Source organism: Streptomyces cinereospinus (genome assembly GCF_042430725.1).
GTDB classification, from domain to species: Bacteria; Actinomycetota; Actinomycetes; order Streptomycetales; family Streptomycetaceae; genus Streptomyces; species Streptomyces cinereospinus.
Genome location: NZ_JBHMCY010000080.1, coordinates 6,512 through 23,653, shown reverse-complemented (window position 1 = coordinate 23,653; position 17,142 = coordinate 6,512). Strand labels below are relative to the sequence as shown.

Here is a 17,142-nt window from a genome sequence, read left to right as displayed (position 1 = left end):
TGCCGCAAGAACCTTGGAAAGCGTGACTACGGTTCCACTTGCACCTGTGCTTCATCTCTCAAGTCCTTCCATATGCCGCACTGTGGTGTCGTATGATGGCCAGACGCCTGATGTACTACTCCGGGGCCTTTGGGCGGCCAACCACGCCATAGGCCCCTTTTCTGCGCAAGGCCGGTTCCGCCGGTCTTGAGACAGTGAAACGACCTGTGGGCCGGGCCCCGTGACGTGACCAGATGTCCGGGGCGTGGATCCCGGTGCGTCTGACCCCCTCGCCTCCGTGTCCGGCACGGGGGCGAACCCCTGTTCGGGCGTAGGGGCGGATCGCGTGCCGGTGCCGGCCGCCCCCCACCGGGCGCGTGACCGCTCACGAAGCGCAGCGCGTCCCGAGCAAGCAAGGATCGACCCATGGCGTCCAGCCTGACGAAGGACTCGGCCAGTTCCGCCGGCGGCGAGAAGACCTTCTTCGGCCACCCCCGCGGTATGGCCACGCTCTTCATGACGGAGATGTGGGAGCGCTTCTCCTGGTACGGAATGCGCGGCATCCTCGTCCTCTACTTGATCGCGGGTGTCCTCGACGGCCCCCTGGCGGGCCGGGAAGCCCTGGCCGCCTCGATCTACGGTGTGTACAACGCGGTCGTGTACATGGCCGCCATGCCCGGCGGCTGGATCGCGGACCGCCTGTGGGGTGCCCGCAAGGCCGTCCTGGTCGGCGGCATCGTCATCGCCCTCGGCCACTTCACGCTGGCGATCCCCGCCGACGTCGCCTTCTTCTGCGGTCTCGGCCTGATCGCGATCGGCACCGGCCTGCTCAAGCCGAACATCTCCGCGATGGTCGGCGGCCTCTACGAGGGCCGGCCCAGCGCCCGCCGCGACGCCGGCTTCACGCTCTTCTACATGGCGATCAACATCGGCGGCATGGCCGCCCCGCTGGTCGTCGGCTACCTCGGCGAGAACGTCAACTGGCACCTCGGCTTCGGTGTCGCCGGTGTCGGCATGAGCCTCGCCGTGATCCAGTACGTCCTCGGCGGCCGCCACCTCGGTGACGTCGGCCAGCACCCCGGCACCCCGGCCTCCGCGGAGGAGAAGCGCGCCGCGCTGCGCAAGGTCGCGCTGTGGGGCGGCGTCGCCGTCGCCGCGCTGGTCCTGGACATCGCCCTGGGCACGTACGACATCGAGCACATCGTCAACGTGCTCGCGGTCCTCGGCATCGTGGTGCCGGTCGTCTACTTCGTGGCGATGTACCGGAACCCGGCCCTGACCAGCCAGGACAGGCCGAAGATCCAGGCCTTCGCGTGGTTCTTCGCCACCGCCGTGCTGTTCTGGATGATCTACGACCAGTCCGGTTCGCTGCTGACGATCTTCGCGGACGGCAAGACCGACCGCATGATCGGCGGCTGGGAGTTCCCGGCGTCCTGGTACCAGTCGGTGAACCCGGCCATGGTCATCGTGCTCGCCCCGCTCTTCGCCGCCCTGTGGGTCAGGCTGGCCCAGCGCGACCGCGAGCCCGGCACGCCCATGAAGTTCGCCCTGGCGATGCTCCTCATCGGCGGCTCCTTCGGCATCATGGGCCTGGCCGGCGCCGCCGCGGCGAACAGCGACACGGGCAAGGTCACCGTCTTCTGGCTGCTCAGCGTCTACCTGGTGCAGACCCTCGGCGAGATGTGCCTGTCGCCGGTGGGCCTGTCCCTGTCGACGAAGCTGGCGCCGAAGCAGTTCGTCGGCCAGATCATGGGCCTGTGGTTCCTGGCCACGGCGACGGGCAACGCCCTCAACGGCTGGACCACCAAGCTCAACGCGCCACTGGGCGACGCGGTCTACTACTCCCTGTGGGCCGCCGTCGCCGTCGCGGCCGGCCTCGCCTTCATGATGGCGGGACGCAAGATCCGCGCCCTGATGGGCGACGTGAGGTAGCCGTACGTCCCGGGAAGGGCCGCCGCGCCGGACGGATCCGGTGAGGCGGCCCATCGCCGTGCGGCGCCGATGCCTGCCTCGCAGGGGGGGCGTGCCCCGCTCGGCGTCCCTGACGGCACGTCAAAGCAGCCGTCCGGGCACGCCGGTGAAACGCGGACGAGAACGACGAGAACGACGAGAACGGGAACGAGGGGGAAGTAGCGGGGAGGGGAGCGGCGAGCGCGGCGCCGCTACGCGGGTGCTCCCAGCTCGGCCCAGACCTTCTTGCCGGCCACGCCGGGGGTCCGGACGACCCCCCAGTCCAGGCAGAGCCGCTGCACGATGAACATCCCGTGCCCGCCGGGCCGTCCGGCCCGGTGCGGGGTCCGCGGCGCCGGCTGCCCGGTGCCCCGGTCCGAGACCTCGATCCGGATCACCTTGTTGTCGCAGGCGATGAGCATCTCGTCCGGCCCCTCCGCGTGCAGACAGGCGTTGGTGACGAGCTCGGAGACGACCAGCAGTACGTCCTCGGCGGCCGCCCGCTGGTCCGCGGTCGCGGCCGGCAACCAGCCCCACGCGTACAGTGCCTGGCGGGCGAAGTCGCGCGCCAGCGGCACGACACCGCTCTCGCCGTCGAAGGCCAGCCTGCGGACCTGACGCGCCGCCGGGGACACGGTCGCGTCCGCCCCGGACGCCCCGGTCCCTGGCACGCCCCCCTCGGACGCCCCGGTCCCTGGCACGCCCCCCTCGGACGCCCCGGAAGCGCCGCTGGGCTCCGGGCCGCGATCGCCCGGCGAGTAGGGCCGGGTGGTGCTCATCAGCGCTTCACCTCACCGATTCACCAGTTCACGATGGAGAAGTTCAATTACGAATGGTCGGTGCTCAGTACTCAGTGTCCGCGCGCCCGTCACGATCGCCGCCGACATGCTCAGGATGTCTCCTGCCCGACCGATCCGGGGGAACACCCCCCACTTCGGGACGACCCGGCACGCTCAGTCGGCCTCGCCCTCGCCGGACAGTGCCGCCTCGACCGTGTCGTGCACGGTGAAGACCGCGTCGGCCCCTGTGATCTCGAACACACGAGCCACCACGGGCTGCATTCCCGCGAGGTGCACCCCGCCCCCGGCCTCCTCCGCCTTCAGGCGGGCGCCGAGCAGGACGTTGAGCCCCGTCGAGTCGCAGAACTCCAACCGCGAGCAGTCGACGACCAAACGGCTGAACCCCTTGGCCAAGCATGCGTCGAGTGGCTCGCGCAACAGATCCGCGGTGTGGTGGTCCAGCTCACCCGCCGGAGTCACCACGGCACTGGAGCCCTCTTCGCGCACCTCCACCAGAAGCCGGCCCGACTGTGCGCTGCCGACCGTCCCGTGGTCCATGCCATCTCTCTCTCCCGAGGTCGTGGCTGCTGTTGTCGCCCTCGCACACTACGCCCTCCGCACGCGCTTCAACAGCCGAACATCCGCCCAGAAACGGACATATAAGAACAGAACGCACTTGCGGACGGCTCAGGAAAGCAGGTAGGGCTAGTAGGGACACGTAAACGACACGGCCGGCTTCGGAGGCGCCGCACACCGCAGTGCACGTACTGGCTTCGGCAGCCTTATGCCGAGAACGATGGAGGACATCATGTCACCCCGGCTCGACGCATCGCATACCCGGACGGCGCCGTCGACATCCCCCTCGGAACTTCCCGGCCCTCTCGCGACGGACCGCGGGACGGTCGCCGTCCACGCCGACCGTGCGGACGTCCCCGGCGTCCAGGACGACGTCCTCGCCGGACTCCCGGAGATCCCCCCGTACGACGAGGTCGGCCCCGTGGATGCGCGGGCCCTGTCCAAGACCCTCTTCGAGCGGCTGGAATCGCTCGAGGAAGGCACGCACGAGTACTCCTACGTGCGCAACACGCTCGTCGAACTCAACCTCGCCCTGGTCAAGTTCGCCGCCTCCCGCTTCCGCTCCCGCAGCGAGCCGATGGAGGACATCATCCAGGTCGGGACCATCGGCCTCATCAAGGCGATCGACCGCTTCGAACTCAGCCGCGGCGTCGAGTTCCCCACCTTCGCCATGCCAACCATCATCGGCGAGATCAAGCGTTTCTTCCGCGACACCTCGTGGTCCGTGCGCGTCCCGCGCCGGTTGCAGGAACTCCGGCTCGACCTGGCCAGGGCGGGCGACGAACTGGCCCAGCAGCTGGACCGCGCGCCCACGGTGGCGGAGCTGGCGGAGCGGCTCGGGCTCTCCCACGACGAGGTGGTCGAGGGCATGGCGGCGTCCAACGCCTACACCGCCTCCTCGCTGGACGCGCAGCCCGAGGAGGACGACGGCGAGAGCACGCTCGCGGACCGGATCGGCTACGAGGACCACGGGCTGGAGGGCATCGAGTACGTCGAGTCCCTCAAACCCCTGATCGCCGAACTGCCGCACCGCGACAAGAGGATCCTGTCCCTGCGCTTCGTCGCCAACATGACCCAGTCGGAGATCGGCGAGGAGCTGGGCATCTCGCAGATGCACGTGTCGCGGCTGCTGTCGCGGACCCTGGGACGGCTGCGCAAGGGGCTCACGGTCGAGGAGTGACACCGGCCCCCGGCCGCCCCACAGGCTTCTCGTCCGGCGCCCTCGCGGGCGCCGGACGAGCCGTTCGCGGGTACGCCGTGCCGCCGTGCGACGCGGTGCGGCGCCGGGCGGACTGAGCGGGGGTCAGGCCACGCGGACGCCGCGCCGCCACACCTGCGACACCAGGGGCACGCCCGGCCGGTAGGCGAGGTGGACGTGGCTGGGGGCGTCCAGCAGGGCCAGGTCGGCGCGGGCTCCGGGGCTCAGCCGTCCGACGTCGTCGCGGCGCAGCGCGCGGGCGCCGCCCGCGGTGGCGGACCAGAGCGCCTCGTCGGGGGTCATGCCCATGTCCCGTACGGCGAGCGCGATGCAGAACGGCACGGACGAGGTGAAGGACGAGCCGGGGTTGCAGTCCGTCGCCAGGGCCACGGTGACGCCCGCGTCGAGCAGGCGGCGGGCGTCCGGCCAGGCGGCGCGGGTGGAGAACTCGGCGCCGGGCAGCAGGGTGGCGACGGTGGCGCTGTCGGCCAGCGCGTCGACGTCCTGGTCCGTCAGGTGGGTGCAGTGGTCGGCGGAGGCCGCGTCCAGCTCGACGGCGAGCTGCACGCCGGGACCGTACGTCAGCTGGTTGGCGTGGACGCGCGGGTGCAGGCCCCGGGCCCGGCCGGCGGTGAGGACGGCGCGGGCCTGGTCGCCGTCGAAGGCGCCCTGTTCGCAGAAGACGTCGACCCACCGGGCGTACGGCGCGCAGGCGTCCAGCATCTCGCCGGTGACCAGGGCGACGTACGCCGCCGGGTCCTCGGCGTGGTCGGGCGGGACGATGTGGGCGCCGAGGTAGGTCACCTCGTCGGTGTGGGCGGCGGCGACACGCAGCGCCCGCGCCTCGTCCCGGACGGTGAGGCCGTAGCCGGACTTGGTCTCGACGGTCGTGGTCCCCTGGCGGAGGGCCTCGGCCAGGTAGCGGGTGAGGTTCGCCTCCAGCTCGCCGTCCGTCGCGGTGCGGGTGGCGGCGACCGTGGTGCGGATGCCGCCCGCGCTGTAGGCCCGGCCCGACACACGGGCGGTGAACTCCTCGGTCCGGTCGCCCGCGAAGACCAGGTGGGAGTGGGAGTCCACGAAGCCCGGGACCACCGCACGGCCGCCGGCGTCGACCCGGTTGTCAGTGGCGGGTGCTTTGCTCGACTCACCGGTCCACGCGACGCGGTCGCCCTCGATGACGACGGCCGCGTCCCGGATCAGGCCCAGGGGGGACGCGTCACCGAGGGAGGGGTCGTTGGTGACCAGTGCGGCGATGCCGACGATGGCGGTAGTGGTGGTGGCGCTGGTGCTGCTCATGGCGTCCTCACGGGGGCTGGGGCCGGCGGTCGTCAGGCCCGCAGGGCGCCGACGGCTTGCGCGAGTGCCTGCGGCACATCGGGTACGAGCGTGTGCGCCCCGTCGCGTACGACGTGCCGCCCGCCGACGACCGTATGGCGCACGTCCGCTGCCGTCGCGGCGAAGACGGCCGTCTCGGCACCGAACCGGGGCAGCGGCCCCGCCGTTCTGACCGAGTCGAGCGCGATGGTCGTGAAGTCGGCGAGCGCGCCGGGCTCCAGGGTGCCCGCCTCCGGCCAGCCGAGCGCGGCGTGCCCGTCCGCCGTGGCGGCCCGCAGCAGGGCGGCGGCCGTCCAGTGGCCGCGGGTGCGGGTGCGCAGCCGCTCGTTCAGCTCCATCGCGCGGGCCTCTTCGAGCAGGTCGACGACGGCGTGGCTGTCGGAGCCGAGGGAGAGGGGGGAGCCCGCTCGCCGGAGCGCGGCGGCCGGGCCGATGCCGTCGGCGAGGTCCCGTTCCGTCGTCGGGCACACGCAGGTGCCGGTGCCGCTGCGGCCGATCAGGGCGATGTCCTCGTCGGTGAGATGGGTGTTGTGCACGCCGGTGGTGCGGGGGCCGAGGACCCCGTGGTCGGCGAGGAGCCGGGCGGGGGTGCGGCCGTGCGCCCGCCGGCAGGCGTCGTTCTCGGCGGCCTGCTCCGACAGGTGCACGTGCAGCGGGGCCCGCCGCTCCTCGGCCCACCGCGCCACGGTCGCCAGTTGGTCGGCGGGCACGGCCCGCACGGAGTGGATCGCCGCGCCGATCCGTGCGTGATCCCGTTCCTGGAGAACCGCGCAGCGTTCGGCCCACTGCTCGGCCGTCCGGTCGGAGAAGCGGAGCTGGTGGGCGTTGGGCGGCCGGCCGAAGCCGGAGGAGAGGTAGCAGGTGTCGAGGAGGGTGATGCGGATCCCGGCGTCGGCGGCCGCCGCGACCAGGGCCTCGCCCATGGCGTTGGGGTCGGCGTAGGGGGTGCCGCCGCGGGCGTGGTGCACGTAGTGGAACTCGCCCACGGCGGTGATGCCGGCGAGCGCCATCTCGGCGTAGGCGGCCCTGGCCAGCGCGTGGTAGGTGTCCGGGGTGAGCCGGTCGGCGGTGGCGTACATGACCTCGCGCCAGGTCCAGAAGGTGCCCGAGCCGACCTGGACGGTGCCGCGCAGGGCGCGGTGGAAGGCGTGGCTGTGGGCGTTGGCGAGGCCGGGGAGGGTGAGGCCGCGGAGGATCTCGGCGCCCGCGGGCGGACCGCCGGTGCCCGGGTGGACGGCGGTGATCCGGCCGTCCTGCGTGTCGACGGCGGCTCCCGGCTCGACGCGGTCTCCGAGCCAGGCGTACTCCAGCCAGTACGTCCGTGTCACGCGCGGGCCAGTCCTTCCAGTGCGTCGGCGAGTGCGCTCACACCGGCCACGCAGTCGTCCTCGGCTGCGAACTCGGCCGGGGAGTGCGAGACGCCGGTGGGGTTGCGCACGAACAGCATGGCGGTCGGGACGGTCCCGGACAGGATCCCGGCGTCGTGTCCGGCGCCGGTGCCCAGGACGGGGACCGCGAGGCCGGTGTCCCCGCCCAGGATCCGGACGAGTTCGTCGCGCAGGGCGTGGTCGAACTCGACGACCGGTGTGAACGACTCCCGCACCACGTCGAGGCCGACGCCGTGCGCGGCGGCGTGCTCGCGGGCCGCCTGCTCGATCCCGGTGACGACGGCGTCCAGGGACCGCTGGTCGGCGGCGCGGGAGTCGAGCCAGCCGCGCACCAGGGACGGGACGGCGTTGACGCCGTTGGGTTCGACGGCCACCTTGCCGAAGGTGGCGACGGCCTGCGCGAGCCGGGCCTCGCGGCGCGCGGCGAGGACGGTCGCGGCGTACGGCAGCATGGGGTCCCGCCGGTCGTCGAGCCGGGTGGTGCCGGCGTGGTTGGCCTCGCCCCGGAAGTCGAACCGCCACCGCCCGTGCGGCCAGGTGGCGCCGGCGACGCCCACCCGGTCGCCGGACAGGTCCAGGGCGCGGCCCTGTTCGACGTGCAGTTCGACGAAGGCGCCGATCCGGGCGAGCCGCTCGGGGTCGGGTCCGATGGCGTCGGGGTCGTGTCCGGCGGCCGCCATGGCCTGCGGCAGCGTGACGCCGTCGGCGTCGGTCAGCCGGTGCGCCTGCTCGACGGTGAGCTGCCCGGCGGCGAGCCGGGAGCCGACGCAGGCGAGCCCGAAGCGGGCGCCCTCCTCGTCGCCGAAGTTGACGACGGCGAGGGGCCTGCCGAAGCGCGCGCCGCGGTCGCGCAGTTCGTCCAGCGCGGCGAAGGACGACACGACCCCCAGCGGGCCGTCGAAGGCCCCGCCGTCGGGCACCGAGTCCAGATGCGAGCCGGTGACGACGGCGTCCCCCTGGGCGGGGTCCCCGAGCCAGGCCCACTGGTTGCCGTTGCGGTCCAGCTCGTAGGCGAGTCCGCGGGCCTCGGCCTGGGCGCGGAACCAGTCCCGGCACTCGGCGTCGGCCGCCGTCCAGGCGAAGCGGCGGTAGCCGCCGGAGGCGGGGCTGCGCCCGATCGGCAGCAGCTCCGCCCACATGCTGTGGAAGCTCACGCCTGGTCACCCTCACGCATCGGCACCCGCACGCCCCGCTCGGCGGCCACCGACTCGGCGATGTCGTAGCCCGCGTCGACGTGCCGGATGACGCCCATCCCGGGGTCGTTGGTCAGCACGCGCCGGATCTTCTCCCCGGCCGGCGCGGTGCCGTCGGCCACCGTCACCTGACCGGCGTGGATCGACCGGCCGATGCCGACGCCGCCGCCGTGGTGCACGGAGACCCAGGACGCGCCGGAGGCCACGTTCACCATGGCGTTCAGCAGCGGCCAGTCGGCGATCGCGTCGGAGCCGTCGAGCATGGCCTCGGTCTCCCGGTAGGGGGAGGCCACGGAGCCGCAGTCGAGGTGGTCGCGCCCGATGACGACCGGCGCGCTCAGCTCGCCGCTCGCGACCATGTCGTTGAACCGCTCGCCGGCCCGGTCCCGCTCGCCGTACCCGAGCCAGCAGATGCGGGCGGGCAGGCCCTGGAAGCGCACCCGCTCCCCGGCCATGCGGATCCAGCGGGCCAGCGACTCGTTCTCGGGGAACAGGTCGAGCACGGCCCGGTCCGTGCGGGCGATGTCGGCGGGGTCGCCGGACAGCGCGACCCAGCGGAAGGGGCCCTTGCCCTCGCAGAACAGCGGACGGATGTAGGCGGGGACGAAGCCCGGGAAGGCGAACGCCCGGTCGTATCCGGCGAGCCGGGCCTCGCCGCGGAGGGAGTTGCCGTAGTCGAACACCTCGGCGCCGGCGTCCAGGAAGCCCACCATGGCCTCGACGTGCCGGGCCATCGACTCGCGCGCCCGGGTGGTGAAGTCCGCCGGGTCCTCGGCGGCGCAGGACGCCATCTCGTCGAAGGCGACGCCGAGCGGCAGGTACGCCAGCGGGTCGTGCGCCGAGGTCTGGTCGGTGACGATGTCGACGGGTGCGCCCAGGGCGTGCAGCCGCGGGACGAGTTCGGCGGCGTTGCCGAGGACGCCGACGGACAGCGGGCGGCGCGCGTCGCGGGCCTCGGTGGCGAGCCGGAGGGCGTGGTCGAGGGAGTCGGCCCGGACGTCGAGGTAGCGGTGCTCGATGCGGCGTTCGACGGCTCGCGGGTCGCAGTCGACGCAGATCGCCACGCCGCCGTTCATGGTGACGGCGAGCGGCTGGGCGCCGCCCATCCCGCCGAGCCCGGCCGTCAGGGTGATCGTCCCGGCCAGCGAACCGCCGAACCGCTTCGCGGCGACGGCGGCGAAGGTCTCGTAGGTGCCCTGGAGGATGCCCTGGGTGCCGATGTAGATCCAGGACCCGGCGGTCATCTGCCCGTACATGGTCAGGCCGAGGGCCTCCAGGCGGCGGAACTCCTCCCAGGTGGCCCAGTCGCCGACGAGGTGGGAGTTGGCGATGAGGACGCGCGGCGCCCACTCGTGGGTCTGCATCACCCCGACCGGGCGGCCGGACTGGACCAGCATCGTCTCGTCCTGCTTCAGCTTCCGCAGCGTGCGCACCATCGCGTCGAAGGACCGCCAGTCCCGCGCCGCCTTGCCCGTGCCGCCGTAGACGACGAGCTGGTCGGGGTGTTCGGCGACCTCGGGGTCGAGGTTGTTCTGCAGCATCCGCAGGGCGGCCTCCTGCGGCCAGCCCAGGGCGCTCGGCCGGGTGCCGCGCGGCGCTCGTACGGAGCGGGGTCCTGACATGGTCTGCCTCCTGCGACTGCTCTCTCGGAACTCCCGGCGGCACACTGCTGCGACTATTCACATCCTGGCGACATGAATAGAGCTAGTCAACAAGAGGATGCGCCGACGTGGCACGGCCGGAGGTGTTTGGCTGGATCCATGGACTCGGGCGGCGACAGGACGGGGGACGAGATGCACGACAGGCCGAGCGGGCGGGAAGGCCGGGAAGGCCGTACGGGGGGCGCGGCGCGGTCGGCGCGGCGCGACCGGGCGGTGCGGGCCGCCGTGGAGCAAGGGCTGCTGGGACCGGACGCCCCCATCGCCGGACTGCTCGACGTCACCGGCATCCGGGAGTCCGCGGCGGAGCTGCGCGCGGCGTTCGACGCGGTGGTGGCACCCGGCACCCCCGTGCTGCACGCCTTCGCGGTGAAGGCGACCCCCCTGGTCCCGGTGGTGCGGCTGCTGCGCGACGCGGGCATCGGCGCGGAGGTGGCGAGCCCGGGCGAGCTGGCGCTGGCCCGGGCGGCCGGGGTGGCGCCGGAGCGGACGGTGCTGGACTCGCCCGCGAAGACGCCGGCGGAGCTGCGGGAGGCGCTGGCGCTGGGGATCGCGGTCAACGCGGACAACCCGCAGGAGCTCGCCCGCATCGACGCCCTCATGCGCTCCGCGCCGAGCCGCTCACCCCTCGGGCTCCGCGTCAATCCGCAGGTCGGCGGCGGGTCCATCGAGGCGCTGTCCACCGCCACGGCGACCTCGAAGTTCGGCGTGGCGCTGCGCGACGACGGGGCGCGCGAGTGGGTGATACGGGCGTACGCCGAACGTCCCTGGCTGACGCGGCTGCACGCGCACACGGGGTCGCAGGGCGTCCCGCTGTCGCGGATGACCGACGGCGTGGCGGCGGCGTACGCGCTCGCGGAGGAGATCAACCGGCGGATCGGGCGGCCGCAGGTCGACACGGTCGACATCGGCGGCGGGCTGCCGGTGAACTTCGCCTCGGAGGCCACGACACCGACGTACGCGCAGTACGCGCGGATGCTGAAGGAGACCGTACCGGGGCTGTTCGACGGGCGGTACGGGCTGGTCACCGAGTTCGGGCGGTCGCTGCTGGCCAAGCACGGGACGGTGGTGGCCCGGGTGGAGTACGCCAAGAGCGCCGGCGGGCGGCCGGTGGCGGTCACGCACGCCGGCGTGCAGGTGGCGACGCGGACGGTGTACGCGCCGGGGTCGTGGCCGCTGCGGATCGCCGCCTACGACGGCACGGGGCGGCCGAAGGAGGGGCCCGCGGTGGTGCAGGACGTGGCGGGACCGGCGTGCTTCGCGGGCGACCTCCTGGCCGAGGGGCGCGAGCTGCCGCTGCTGGAGCAGGGGGACTACGCGGCGGCGCTGGACACGGGCGCCTACTACTTCGCCCACCACTACGCCTACAACTCCCTCGCCCGGCCGGGCGTCCACGGCTTCGTCCCGGACGGCGCGGGGGGCGTGGCCTTCGCGACCGTCCGCCCGCCGCAGCGGCTCGACGAGATCGTGGCCGAGTCGGGCGGGGCGCACGCGGGCGCGCTGACCGCGCTCCCCGAGGCCTGACCGGCGAGTGGGCGACGGCCGGCCGAGGCGGCCGGGCGGGCACCGGAAAGTGATCAACTCGCTTGACGAAGCGGTCAGTTGACCCACCTTAGCCACCCGCCGCATGTTCCACCGGAAAATGCCAGAACCCTCACCCGCCGCACACACGTTGCGTAGTCTCTGGGTCACTCAGCCGAACCCAGGCAGGAGGGGAGTCCAGGGTGCCCGGAATCGACGAGTGCTTGCTGGAGGCCATGCGGCTGCCCGGAGCGCGGGGAGCCGCACTGGTCGACTGGACGAGCGGACTGGCCCTGGGCACCGTGGGCGAGCCGCCGGGCGGCGACCACGAGGCGGCGGCCGCCGAGGCCGCGGAACTGGCCCGGCTCGCCGCCGAGCAGCGGACGTTCGCTCCCGGCGGGACCGGGGCGCAGGACGCCGATCCGCCGGTCGAGGACCTGATCCTCAGCAACCGGGACAGCTACCACGTGCTGCGGTTCGTGCGGACGTCGTTCGACAGCAGTGTCTTCCTGCACCTGTGGCTGGCCCGGGCGGACGGCAACCTCGCGCTGGCCCGGATCCGGCTGGGCGAGATGGCCGGACGGCTGGTGCTGGGATGACCGTGGTCGGCACCACTCCGCCCCCCGGACTGCCGGTACGGGACAGGACGGCCCGGCACCGGACCGATGGCGTCTCCCCGATGCTCACCCGGCTCGCCGCCGAGCGCGCCACCGGGGTCCTGGTCCGCGCGACCGGCACGCTGTACCTCGCCGAGGGCCGGGTCGTGCACGCCGAGAGCCCGCTCGCGCCGGGCCTGGACGTGCTGCTGACGGCCCACGGCACGCTCGACGCCGGGGCCTGGCGGGACGCCGTCGAGCGGGCGGGCGAGCCGGACACCGCCGACCGGCTGCTCCTGGACCGGGGGCGGCTCGCCCCGGGCGCGCTGGAGCTGTGCCACCTGAGCGCGCTGTACGACGCCGCCTACTTCGCGCTCGCGCCGAGCGGCGTGCCGGGGAGCTTCCGGTACGGCGCCAGGCACTGGCTCGGTTCCGTGCACCCGGTCCCGGCCGGCGCCGTCGAGCACGAGACGCTCCGTCGCCGGGCCCTGCTGCACCGCATCTGGCCGGACCCGGCGACCGACAGCGCGCCGCTGGAACGGCTCGGCACCGCCGCCGCCCCGGCGGTCGCGCCCCGGCAGGGCGCGGTGCTGGCCCGGGTGGACGGACTGCGCACGGCCACGGACATCGCCCGTGAGCTGGGCAGGCCGGCCTTCCACACGCTGGTGTCCCTGCGCCGCCTGGCGGCGGCCGGCCTGGTGGCGCCCCGGCCGGCCCTCCCCGGTGACTCCCGGCCCGCGCACCCGGCGCCCGGTCACGGCTCCCCCACCGCGCCCGGAGACCCCGCCGCGGGTCCCACCCCCCTCGGTCCCGCCCGCGCGGATCCCACCCTCGCGGACCCCGCCTCCATGGCTCCCGCCCCCGTGGCTCCCCCCGCCGCGGATCCCGCCGACACCCACGCCCGGGCCCACGCCGACGCCCCCGCCGGCGTCCCCGCACCGCTCGGCGTCCCCGGCGGCCCCTACCCCGCCTCGCACCCCGACATCGCACTGCTGAAGAGGGTCAGGGATGCGCTGGAGGCCCTTTGAGCGGCTGCCGCCGCGGCAGCCCGCCCCGCGACAACCGCCTCGACCGTCCGCCGAGAGGAGAGCCCTGATGGCGGTGGAACCCCCGATCCTCGACGAACTGCACCGGCTCAGAGCCCGCGTCCCCCAGCTCACCGGTGCCCTCGCCGCGAGCGTGGACGGCCTGGTCATCGCCCACGACACACCCGGCGTCGAGCCGGCGGGCCTGGCCGCGCTCACCGCCGCCGCGCTGGGCGTCGCGGTACGGGTGACGGACGCGACCGGCCGGGGCGAGCTGCGGGAGGTGCTGGTCCGCGGCGTGCGCGGCTACGTGGCGACGTACGCCGCGGGCGACACGGCCGTCCTGACGCTGCTCGCCGAGGACCGCGTCAACGTCGGCCGGCTGCACCTGGAGGGCCGCCGCACCGGCGCCCGCATCGGCGAACTGGTCGACAGCCCGCCCCCGGCCCCGCCCGCCCCACCGGTACCGCCCGCACCCCCCGAGGCGGCCCCCGCCGCCCGCCAGAAGCTGGTCCGCCGGACTCCCCGCACCCCCACGAGCACCACCACCACGGAAAGCTGAGAGGAACCCACCACCATGGCCAACACCGAGACCGCCCTGAAGGAAGCACTCGCCTCGATCGAGGGCGCCACCGGGGCCGCCCTCGTCGACTACACCACCGGCATGGCGCTGGGCACGCTGGGCGGCAGCAAGGCCTTCGACCTGAACGTCGCCGCCGCCGGCAACACCGACGTGGTCCGCGCCAAGATGCGCACGATGGAGCACCTCGGGCTCAAGGGCCAGATCGAGGACATCCTGATCACGCTGACGGACCAGTACCACCTGATCCGCCTGCTCAGCGGCCGCGGCGGCAACGGGCTCTTCCTCTACCTCGCCCTCGACGCCAAGCGCGCCAACCTCGCGATGGCCCGGCACCAGCTGCGCCGGATCGAGGAGGAGCTGGAGGTCTGAGTCACCGTCACACCAACGCGGCGGTGCGGCGACGGGAACCGCCCGGAGCCGCGTCGCCCGCCGCGACGCCCGTGCTGCGGAAGGCCTTCACGGCCTTGCCGGCCGGGCGGCCCCCGGCGGCGCCCAGCCAGTCGACGCGCACCCACAGCAGCGCCTCCCCGACCCGCTCGCGCCGCCCGAGCCACGCCGCCTTCAGCCACAGCCCCACCCCAGCCCCGGCGAGCAGCATGCCGCCCGCGGCCGGCACCGCGAACGAGCCGCCCACCGCGGCCAGGAAGGCGAGCAGCAGCCACCAGCGGTGCCCGCGCCGCCAGGTGCGCACGGTCACGGCCCGGTCCTGGAGCACGTCCTGCCTGGCGGCCCGGACGGCACCGCGGGCCAGGGCGGCGTACCGTCCGCGCCGCGCGTACGCCACGACGGCCGCCGCCAGGACGAACAGCGCCGCCCCGGCCATGACACCGATCCGGCGCCCCGTCACTCCCGGCACCAGCAGCCCGATGCCGGCCGCGCACACGCCCAGCCACCACAGTGGTGCGGCCCCGGCCCGTACGACGCAGGCCACCCGAGCCAGCCCCTGTCCTCCGCGCGTCACGTTCAGCCTCCCGTCCCGTGTTCCGCCGGTACCTGAGGAAGTCTCAGGTCCGAGAGGACCCACGCTAGCGAGACAACGTGAGACGAGTCTGAGAAGAAGGGCGGGCGGCGGGCCGAGAACGGGGCGGGTCCCTGACGGGGCGGGTCCAGGGCCGCGGCCCGCCGGCCGGATCACTCCACGAACAGCCCCCGGGCCGCCGCCCGCGCGTCGAACTCCTCCAGCCGCGCCTGGGCCTGCGGCAGGTCGTCGCACATCGCCTCCAGCAGCATCCGCCCCAGCAGCATCGGCGCGCACGCCGTGTCGAAGGCGAGCCCGGTGCCGACGGCGGCGGGCAGCAGCAGGTCGGACACCTTGGCGACCGGCGCGAAGGCCGAGTCGGCGACGGTCACCACCGTCAGTCCGGCCTCCTTGGCGTACGCCAGGGTGTCCACGACCTCCCGCGGGTGCCGGGGCAGCGCGAAGCACAGCAGCGCCGAGGCACCCGCCCGCTCGGCCCCGTCGATCCGGTCGTGGACCATCGTGCCGCCCTCGTCGAGCAGCCGTACGTCCGGATGGACCTTGGCGGCGAAGTAGGCGAAGCCGTACGCCTGGGCGGCCGCCGCCCGCAGGCCCAGCACCGGCAGCGGACGCGAGGCGGCCAGCAGCCGGCCCGCCTCGTGCACCGGCCGCGGGTCGGCGAGCAGTTCGGACAGGTGCCTCAGATTGGCGATCTCGGCCTCGACGGCCTGCTGGTACTCGTTGTACGACGCGGTGCCCGCGCGCTGTTCGACGGGCGCGACCTCGCGCAGGTGCCGGCGCAGGGCGGGGTAGCCGTCGAAGCCGAGGGCGACCGCGAAGCGGGTGACGGACGGCTGGCTGACCCCGGCCAGTTCGGCCAGTTCGACGCTGGACAGGAACGGCACGTCGGCGGCGCGCCGCACCATGCTGTGCGCGATGCGCCGCTGGGTCGGCGTCAGCCGGTGCCCCTCGAAGAGCGCCTGCAGCCGGGCGGCCGGGCTGTCCGGCACACCCGTGTTCGTGTTCCCGTCCATGACCTGCTCCCCGCTCATGACGTGCTCCCCCTCCAGATGTCCGTGAACCGGCCGGGCAGTGCGGCCGCCGCCGTGACGTCCCGCGTGAGCGGCCGGCCGGCCGGGCCGGCGTCCGGGACCGACTCGGCGAGCGCCGGCGCCCGGTCCGCCCGGCCGCTCCGGCGCGGGCCGCGGGCCGCGCCGGCGCGGGGCCCGTACCGCGGCAACGAGTTCGCGGCCCACGACGAGACGGTACGCGCCGCACGCGCGCACTGTCCGGCGGGCGGCGAGCGAGGTGCAGCCGGCCTGTTCCCCCAAGCGCCGGGAGAGCACGGCGTGGCCGGGCGACGCGGGCGCGCGGCGGGCCCGCGGATCGCCGGGGGCGGCTTGCGCCGCCGCCCCCGCCCCGTGCGGGCGCCGGCCCCGGCGGCGTACTCCGGCGTCGTCACCCCGCAGGCGGCGGGCTCGGTGGGCACCCCGGCGTCGCGGTCGGCGCCGGCCCCGGTGGAGCGGCCGTGGACGCGTCCGGTGGCGGCGATCGGACGGGCGGCGTCCCAGGATTCCCCGGCACGCTTCCTCGCCTCCGTCCCCGGCACCGGCCGGGCGGTGCCAACGGCCGGCCGGACCACGTCCGGGACCGGGAAGCCGCGGCCGTCGAGGACGACGGTCCGGGACGATCCCACGCGCCGGCCCTCCTTGCGTCGACCGGGAGACACACCCAGCTATTCAGTCATCGCCAACTCTGCATGACCATATGCAGACCAGGCAAGCGGGATCGTCCCGGCCGCCCGGGACTCCCCCGCCCGACTGGGGGGCTAGCCCCAGTGCGGGCGCCCGTCCGCGCTCCCTACCGTGATGCGCATGAGTGGGACGGACGCGCGGGACACCGAACTGAAGAGGGAACTCGACGCCACCCTGCGGGCGCGCGGGGAGCTGGGCGAGGAGTACGAGTCCGCACTGGTCGAGTCGTTCCTGGAGAAGGTCGACCAGCGCATCGACGGGGCCGTGGAGCGCCGGGTGCGGCGGCAGCTGGCCGAGCAGCAGATGGTGGTGGCGCGGGACGCGCGGTCACCGAAGCCGACCGACTCCTGGGGCGAGCGCTTCGGGTTCGGCATCGTCTCGCTGGTGCTGGCGGTGCCGCTCTCCGCGATCGGCGGCGGCATCGCCCAGCTGCCCGGCCTGCTGGTCGCCTGGGCCGGGATCGTCGGCGTCAACGTCTTCCAGGCGGCCCGCGTCAACCCCGGCCTGTTCGGCCGGCGCCGCACGCCGCGCCAGGACGGCGACTGGGAGGACTGACCGCCGCGCCGGGACGGCGACCAGGAGGACTGATCGCCGCGCCGGGACGGCGACCAGGAGGACTGATCGCCGCGCCGGGACGGCGACCAGGAGG

At 74.2% G+C, this 17,142-nt stretch carries 16 protein-coding genes and 1 pseudogene; 8 read left to right on the top strand and 9 right to left on the bottom strand.

What is annotated here, in order from left to right:
- Positions 1 to 405: 405 nt before the first annotated feature.
- Positions 406 to 1,911: a peptide MFS transporter gene (locus ACFF45_RS30105; RefSeq protein ID WP_381349892.1), complete on the top strand. Its 1,506-nt coding sequence runs from the start codon at positions 406 to 408 to the stop codon at positions 1,909 to 1,911.
- Positions 1,912 to 2,141: 230 nt separating this feature from the next.
- Here the strand turns inward: ACFF45_RS30105 and ACFF45_RS30100 are convergent, their stop codons facing one another.
- Together ACFF45_RS30100 and ACFF45_RS30095 are read right to left on the bottom strand one after the other, a co-directional pair.
- A complete protein-coding gene (locus ACFF45_RS30100; protein ID WP_381349891.1) occupies positions 2,142 to 2,708 on the bottom strand; it encodes an ATP-binding protein in 567 nt (188 codons plus the stop codon).
- 174 nt (positions 2,709 to 2,882) lie between these two features.
- The gene (locus ACFF45_RS30095; RefSeq protein ID WP_381349890.1) at positions 2,883 to 3,266 is read right to left on the bottom strand and encodes an STAS domain-containing protein; all 384 of its coding nucleotides are present in this window, start codon (positions 3,264 to 3,266) and stop codon (positions 2,883 to 2,885) included.
- Positions 3,267 to 3,504: 238 nt separating this feature from the next.
- Here ACFF45_RS30095 and ACFF45_RS30090 point away from each other — a divergent pair, with 238 nt between their 5' ends.
- The gene (locus ACFF45_RS30090) at positions 3,505 to 4,464 is read left to right on the top strand and encodes an RNA polymerase sigma factor SigF (RefSeq protein WP_381349889.1); all 960 of its coding nucleotides are present in this window, start codon (positions 3,505 to 3,507) and stop codon (positions 4,462 to 4,464) included.
- Positions 4,465 to 4,587: 123 nt separating this feature from the next.
- Here ACFF45_RS30090 and hutI read toward each other — a convergent pair whose 3' ends face one another.
- The 4 genes from hutI to hutU are packed head-to-tail and all read right to left on the bottom strand — an operon-like array spanning position 4,588 to position 10,020.
- Positions 4,588 to 5,778 (bottom strand): imidazolonepropionase, encoded by a 1,191-nt coding sequence (gene hutI, locus ACFF45_RS30085; RefSeq protein WP_381349888.1) that lies wholly within the window; start codon positions 5,776 to 5,778, stop codon positions 4,588 to 4,590.
- Positions 5,779 to 5,810: 32 nt separating this feature from the next.
- Complete coding sequence (locus ACFF45_RS30080) at positions 5,811 to 7,145, bottom strand: formimidoylglutamate deiminase (RefSeq protein ID WP_381349887.1); 1,335 nt, start codon at positions 7,143 to 7,145, stop codon at positions 5,811 to 5,813.
- Positions 7,142 to 8,359, bottom strand: a complete 1,218-nt coding sequence (locus tag ACFF45_RS30075) for an allantoate amidohydrolase (protein ID WP_381349886.1) — start codon at positions 8,357 to 8,359, stop codon at positions 7,142 to 7,144. The genes ACFF45_RS30080 and ACFF45_RS30075 overlap by 4 nt, the downstream gene beginning before the upstream one ends.
- A complete protein-coding gene (gene hutU, locus ACFF45_RS30070; protein WP_381349885.1) occupies positions 8,356 to 10,020 on the bottom strand; it encodes a urocanate hydratase in 1,665 nt (554 codons plus the stop codon). The genes ACFF45_RS30075 and hutU overlap by 4 nt, the downstream gene beginning before the upstream one ends.
- A gap of 171 nt (positions 10,021 to 10,191) precedes the next feature.
- Here hutU and ACFF45_RS30065 point away from each other — a divergent pair, with 171 nt between their 5' ends.
- From ACFF45_RS30065 to ACFF45_RS30045, 5 genes are all read left to right on the top strand, one after another.
- Entirely contained in the window at positions 10,192 to 11,580 is a 1,389-nt protein-coding gene (locus ACFF45_RS30065) for a type III PLP-dependent enzyme domain-containing protein (protein ID WP_381349883.1), read from the top strand.
- A 200-nt stretch (positions 11,581 to 11,780) separates the two neighbouring features.
- The gene (locus tag ACFF45_RS30060; RefSeq protein WP_381349882.1) at positions 11,781 to 12,176 is read left to right on the top strand and encodes a hypothetical protein; all 396 of its coding nucleotides are present in this window, start codon (positions 11,781 to 11,783) and stop codon (positions 12,174 to 12,176) included.
- Positions 12,173 to 13,201, top strand: a complete 1,029-nt coding sequence (locus ACFF45_RS30055) for a transcriptional regulator (protein ID WP_381349880.1) — start codon at positions 12,173 to 12,175, stop codon at positions 13,199 to 13,201. The genes ACFF45_RS30060 and ACFF45_RS30055 overlap by 4 nt, the downstream gene beginning before the upstream one ends.
- A 67-nt stretch (positions 13,202 to 13,268) precedes the next feature.
- Complete coding sequence (locus ACFF45_RS30050; protein WP_381349879.1) at positions 13,269 to 13,760, top strand: roadblock/LC7 domain-containing protein; 492 nt, start codon at positions 13,269 to 13,271, stop codon at positions 13,758 to 13,760.
- Between the two features lie 15 nt (positions 13,761 to 13,775).
- The gene (locus ACFF45_RS30045; RefSeq protein WP_381349877.1) at positions 13,776 to 14,150 is read left to right on the top strand and encodes a roadblock/LC7 domain-containing protein; all 375 of its coding nucleotides are present in this window, start codon (positions 13,776 to 13,778) and stop codon (positions 14,148 to 14,150) included.
- Positions 14,151 to 14,157: 7 nt separating this feature from the next.
- Here ACFF45_RS30045 and ACFF45_RS30040 read toward each other — a convergent pair whose 3' ends face one another.
- The 3 genes and pseudogenes from ACFF45_RS30040 to ACFF45_RS30030 all read right to left on the bottom strand — a co-directional run.
- The gene (locus tag ACFF45_RS30040) at positions 14,158 to 14,742 is read right to left on the bottom strand and encodes a hypothetical protein (protein WP_381349876.1); all 585 of its coding nucleotides are present in this window, start codon (positions 14,740 to 14,742) and stop codon (positions 14,158 to 14,160) included.
- 170 nt (positions 14,743 to 14,912) lie between these two features.
- Positions 14,913 to 15,791, bottom strand: coding sequence for a MurR/RpiR family transcriptional regulator (locus ACFF45_RS30035; RefSeq protein WP_381349875.1), 879 nt, complete (start codon positions 15,789 to 15,791; stop codon positions 14,913 to 14,915).
- Positions 15,788 to 16,148 (bottom strand): annotated as a pseudogene (locus ACFF45_RS30030) (histidine ammonia-lyase); the annotation flags it as partial. The pseudogene ACFF45_RS30030 and the gene ACFF45_RS30035, both read right to left, overlap by 4 nt.
- Positions 16,149 to 16,613: 465 nt before the next feature.
- On the opposite strand from ACFF45_RS30030, the gene ACFF45_RS30025 reads away from it, so the two are divergent.
- A complete protein-coding gene (locus ACFF45_RS30025; protein WP_381349874.1) occupies positions 16,614 to 17,048 on the top strand; it encodes a hypothetical protein in 435 nt (144 codons plus the stop codon).
- The last annotated feature ends 94 nt before the right edge of the window (positions 17,049 to 17,142 follow it).

What these genes read in the sequence shown, in the direction of transcription:
- ACFF45_RS30105 (WP_381349892.1), top strand. Translation starts at nt 406, where the DNA reads ATGGCGTCCAGCCTGACGAAGGACTCGGCCAGTTCCGCCGGCGGCGAG.
- ACFF45_RS30100 (WP_381349891.1), bottom strand. Translation starts at nt 2,708, where the DNA reads ATGAGCACCACCCGGCCCTACTCGCCGGGCGATCGCGGCCCGGAGCCC.
- ACFF45_RS30095 (WP_381349890.1), bottom strand. Translation starts at nt 3,266, where the DNA reads ATGGACCACGGGACGGTCGGCAGCGCACAGTCGGGCCGGCTTCTGGTG.
- ACFF45_RS30090 (WP_381349889.1), top strand. Translation starts at nt 3,505, where the DNA reads ATGGAGGACATCATGTCACCCCGGCTCGACGCATCGCATACCCGGACG.
- hutI (WP_381349888.1), bottom strand. Translation starts at nt 5,778, where the DNA reads ATGAGCAGCACCAGCGCCACCACCACTACCGCCATCGTCGGCATCGCC.
- hutU (WP_381349885.1), bottom strand. Translation starts at nt 10,020, where the DNA reads ATGTCAGGACCCCGCTCCGTACGAGCGCCGCGCGGCACCCGGCCGAGC.
- ACFF45_RS30065 (WP_381349883.1), top strand. Translation starts at nt 10,192, where the DNA reads ATGCACGACAGGCCGAGCGGGCGGGAAGGCCGGGAAGGCCGTACGGGG.
- ACFF45_RS30055 (WP_381349880.1), top strand. Translation starts at nt 12,173, where the DNA reads ATGACCGTGGTCGGCACCACTCCGCCCCCCGGACTGCCGGTACGGGAC.
- ACFF45_RS30050 (WP_381349879.1), top strand. Translation starts at nt 13,269, where the DNA reads ATGGCGGTGGAACCCCCGATCCTCGACGAACTGCACCGGCTCAGAGCC.
- ACFF45_RS30045 (WP_381349877.1), top strand. Translation starts at nt 13,776, where the DNA reads ATGGCCAACACCGAGACCGCCCTGAAGGAAGCACTCGCCTCGATCGAG.
- ACFF45_RS30035 (WP_381349875.1), bottom strand. Translation starts at nt 15,791, where the DNA reads ATGAGCGGGGAGCAGGTCATGGACGGGAACACGAACACGGGTGTGCCG.
- ACFF45_RS30025 (WP_381349874.1), top strand. Translation starts at nt 16,614, where the DNA reads ATGAGTGGGACGGACGCGCGGGACACCGAACTGAAGAGGGAACTCGAC.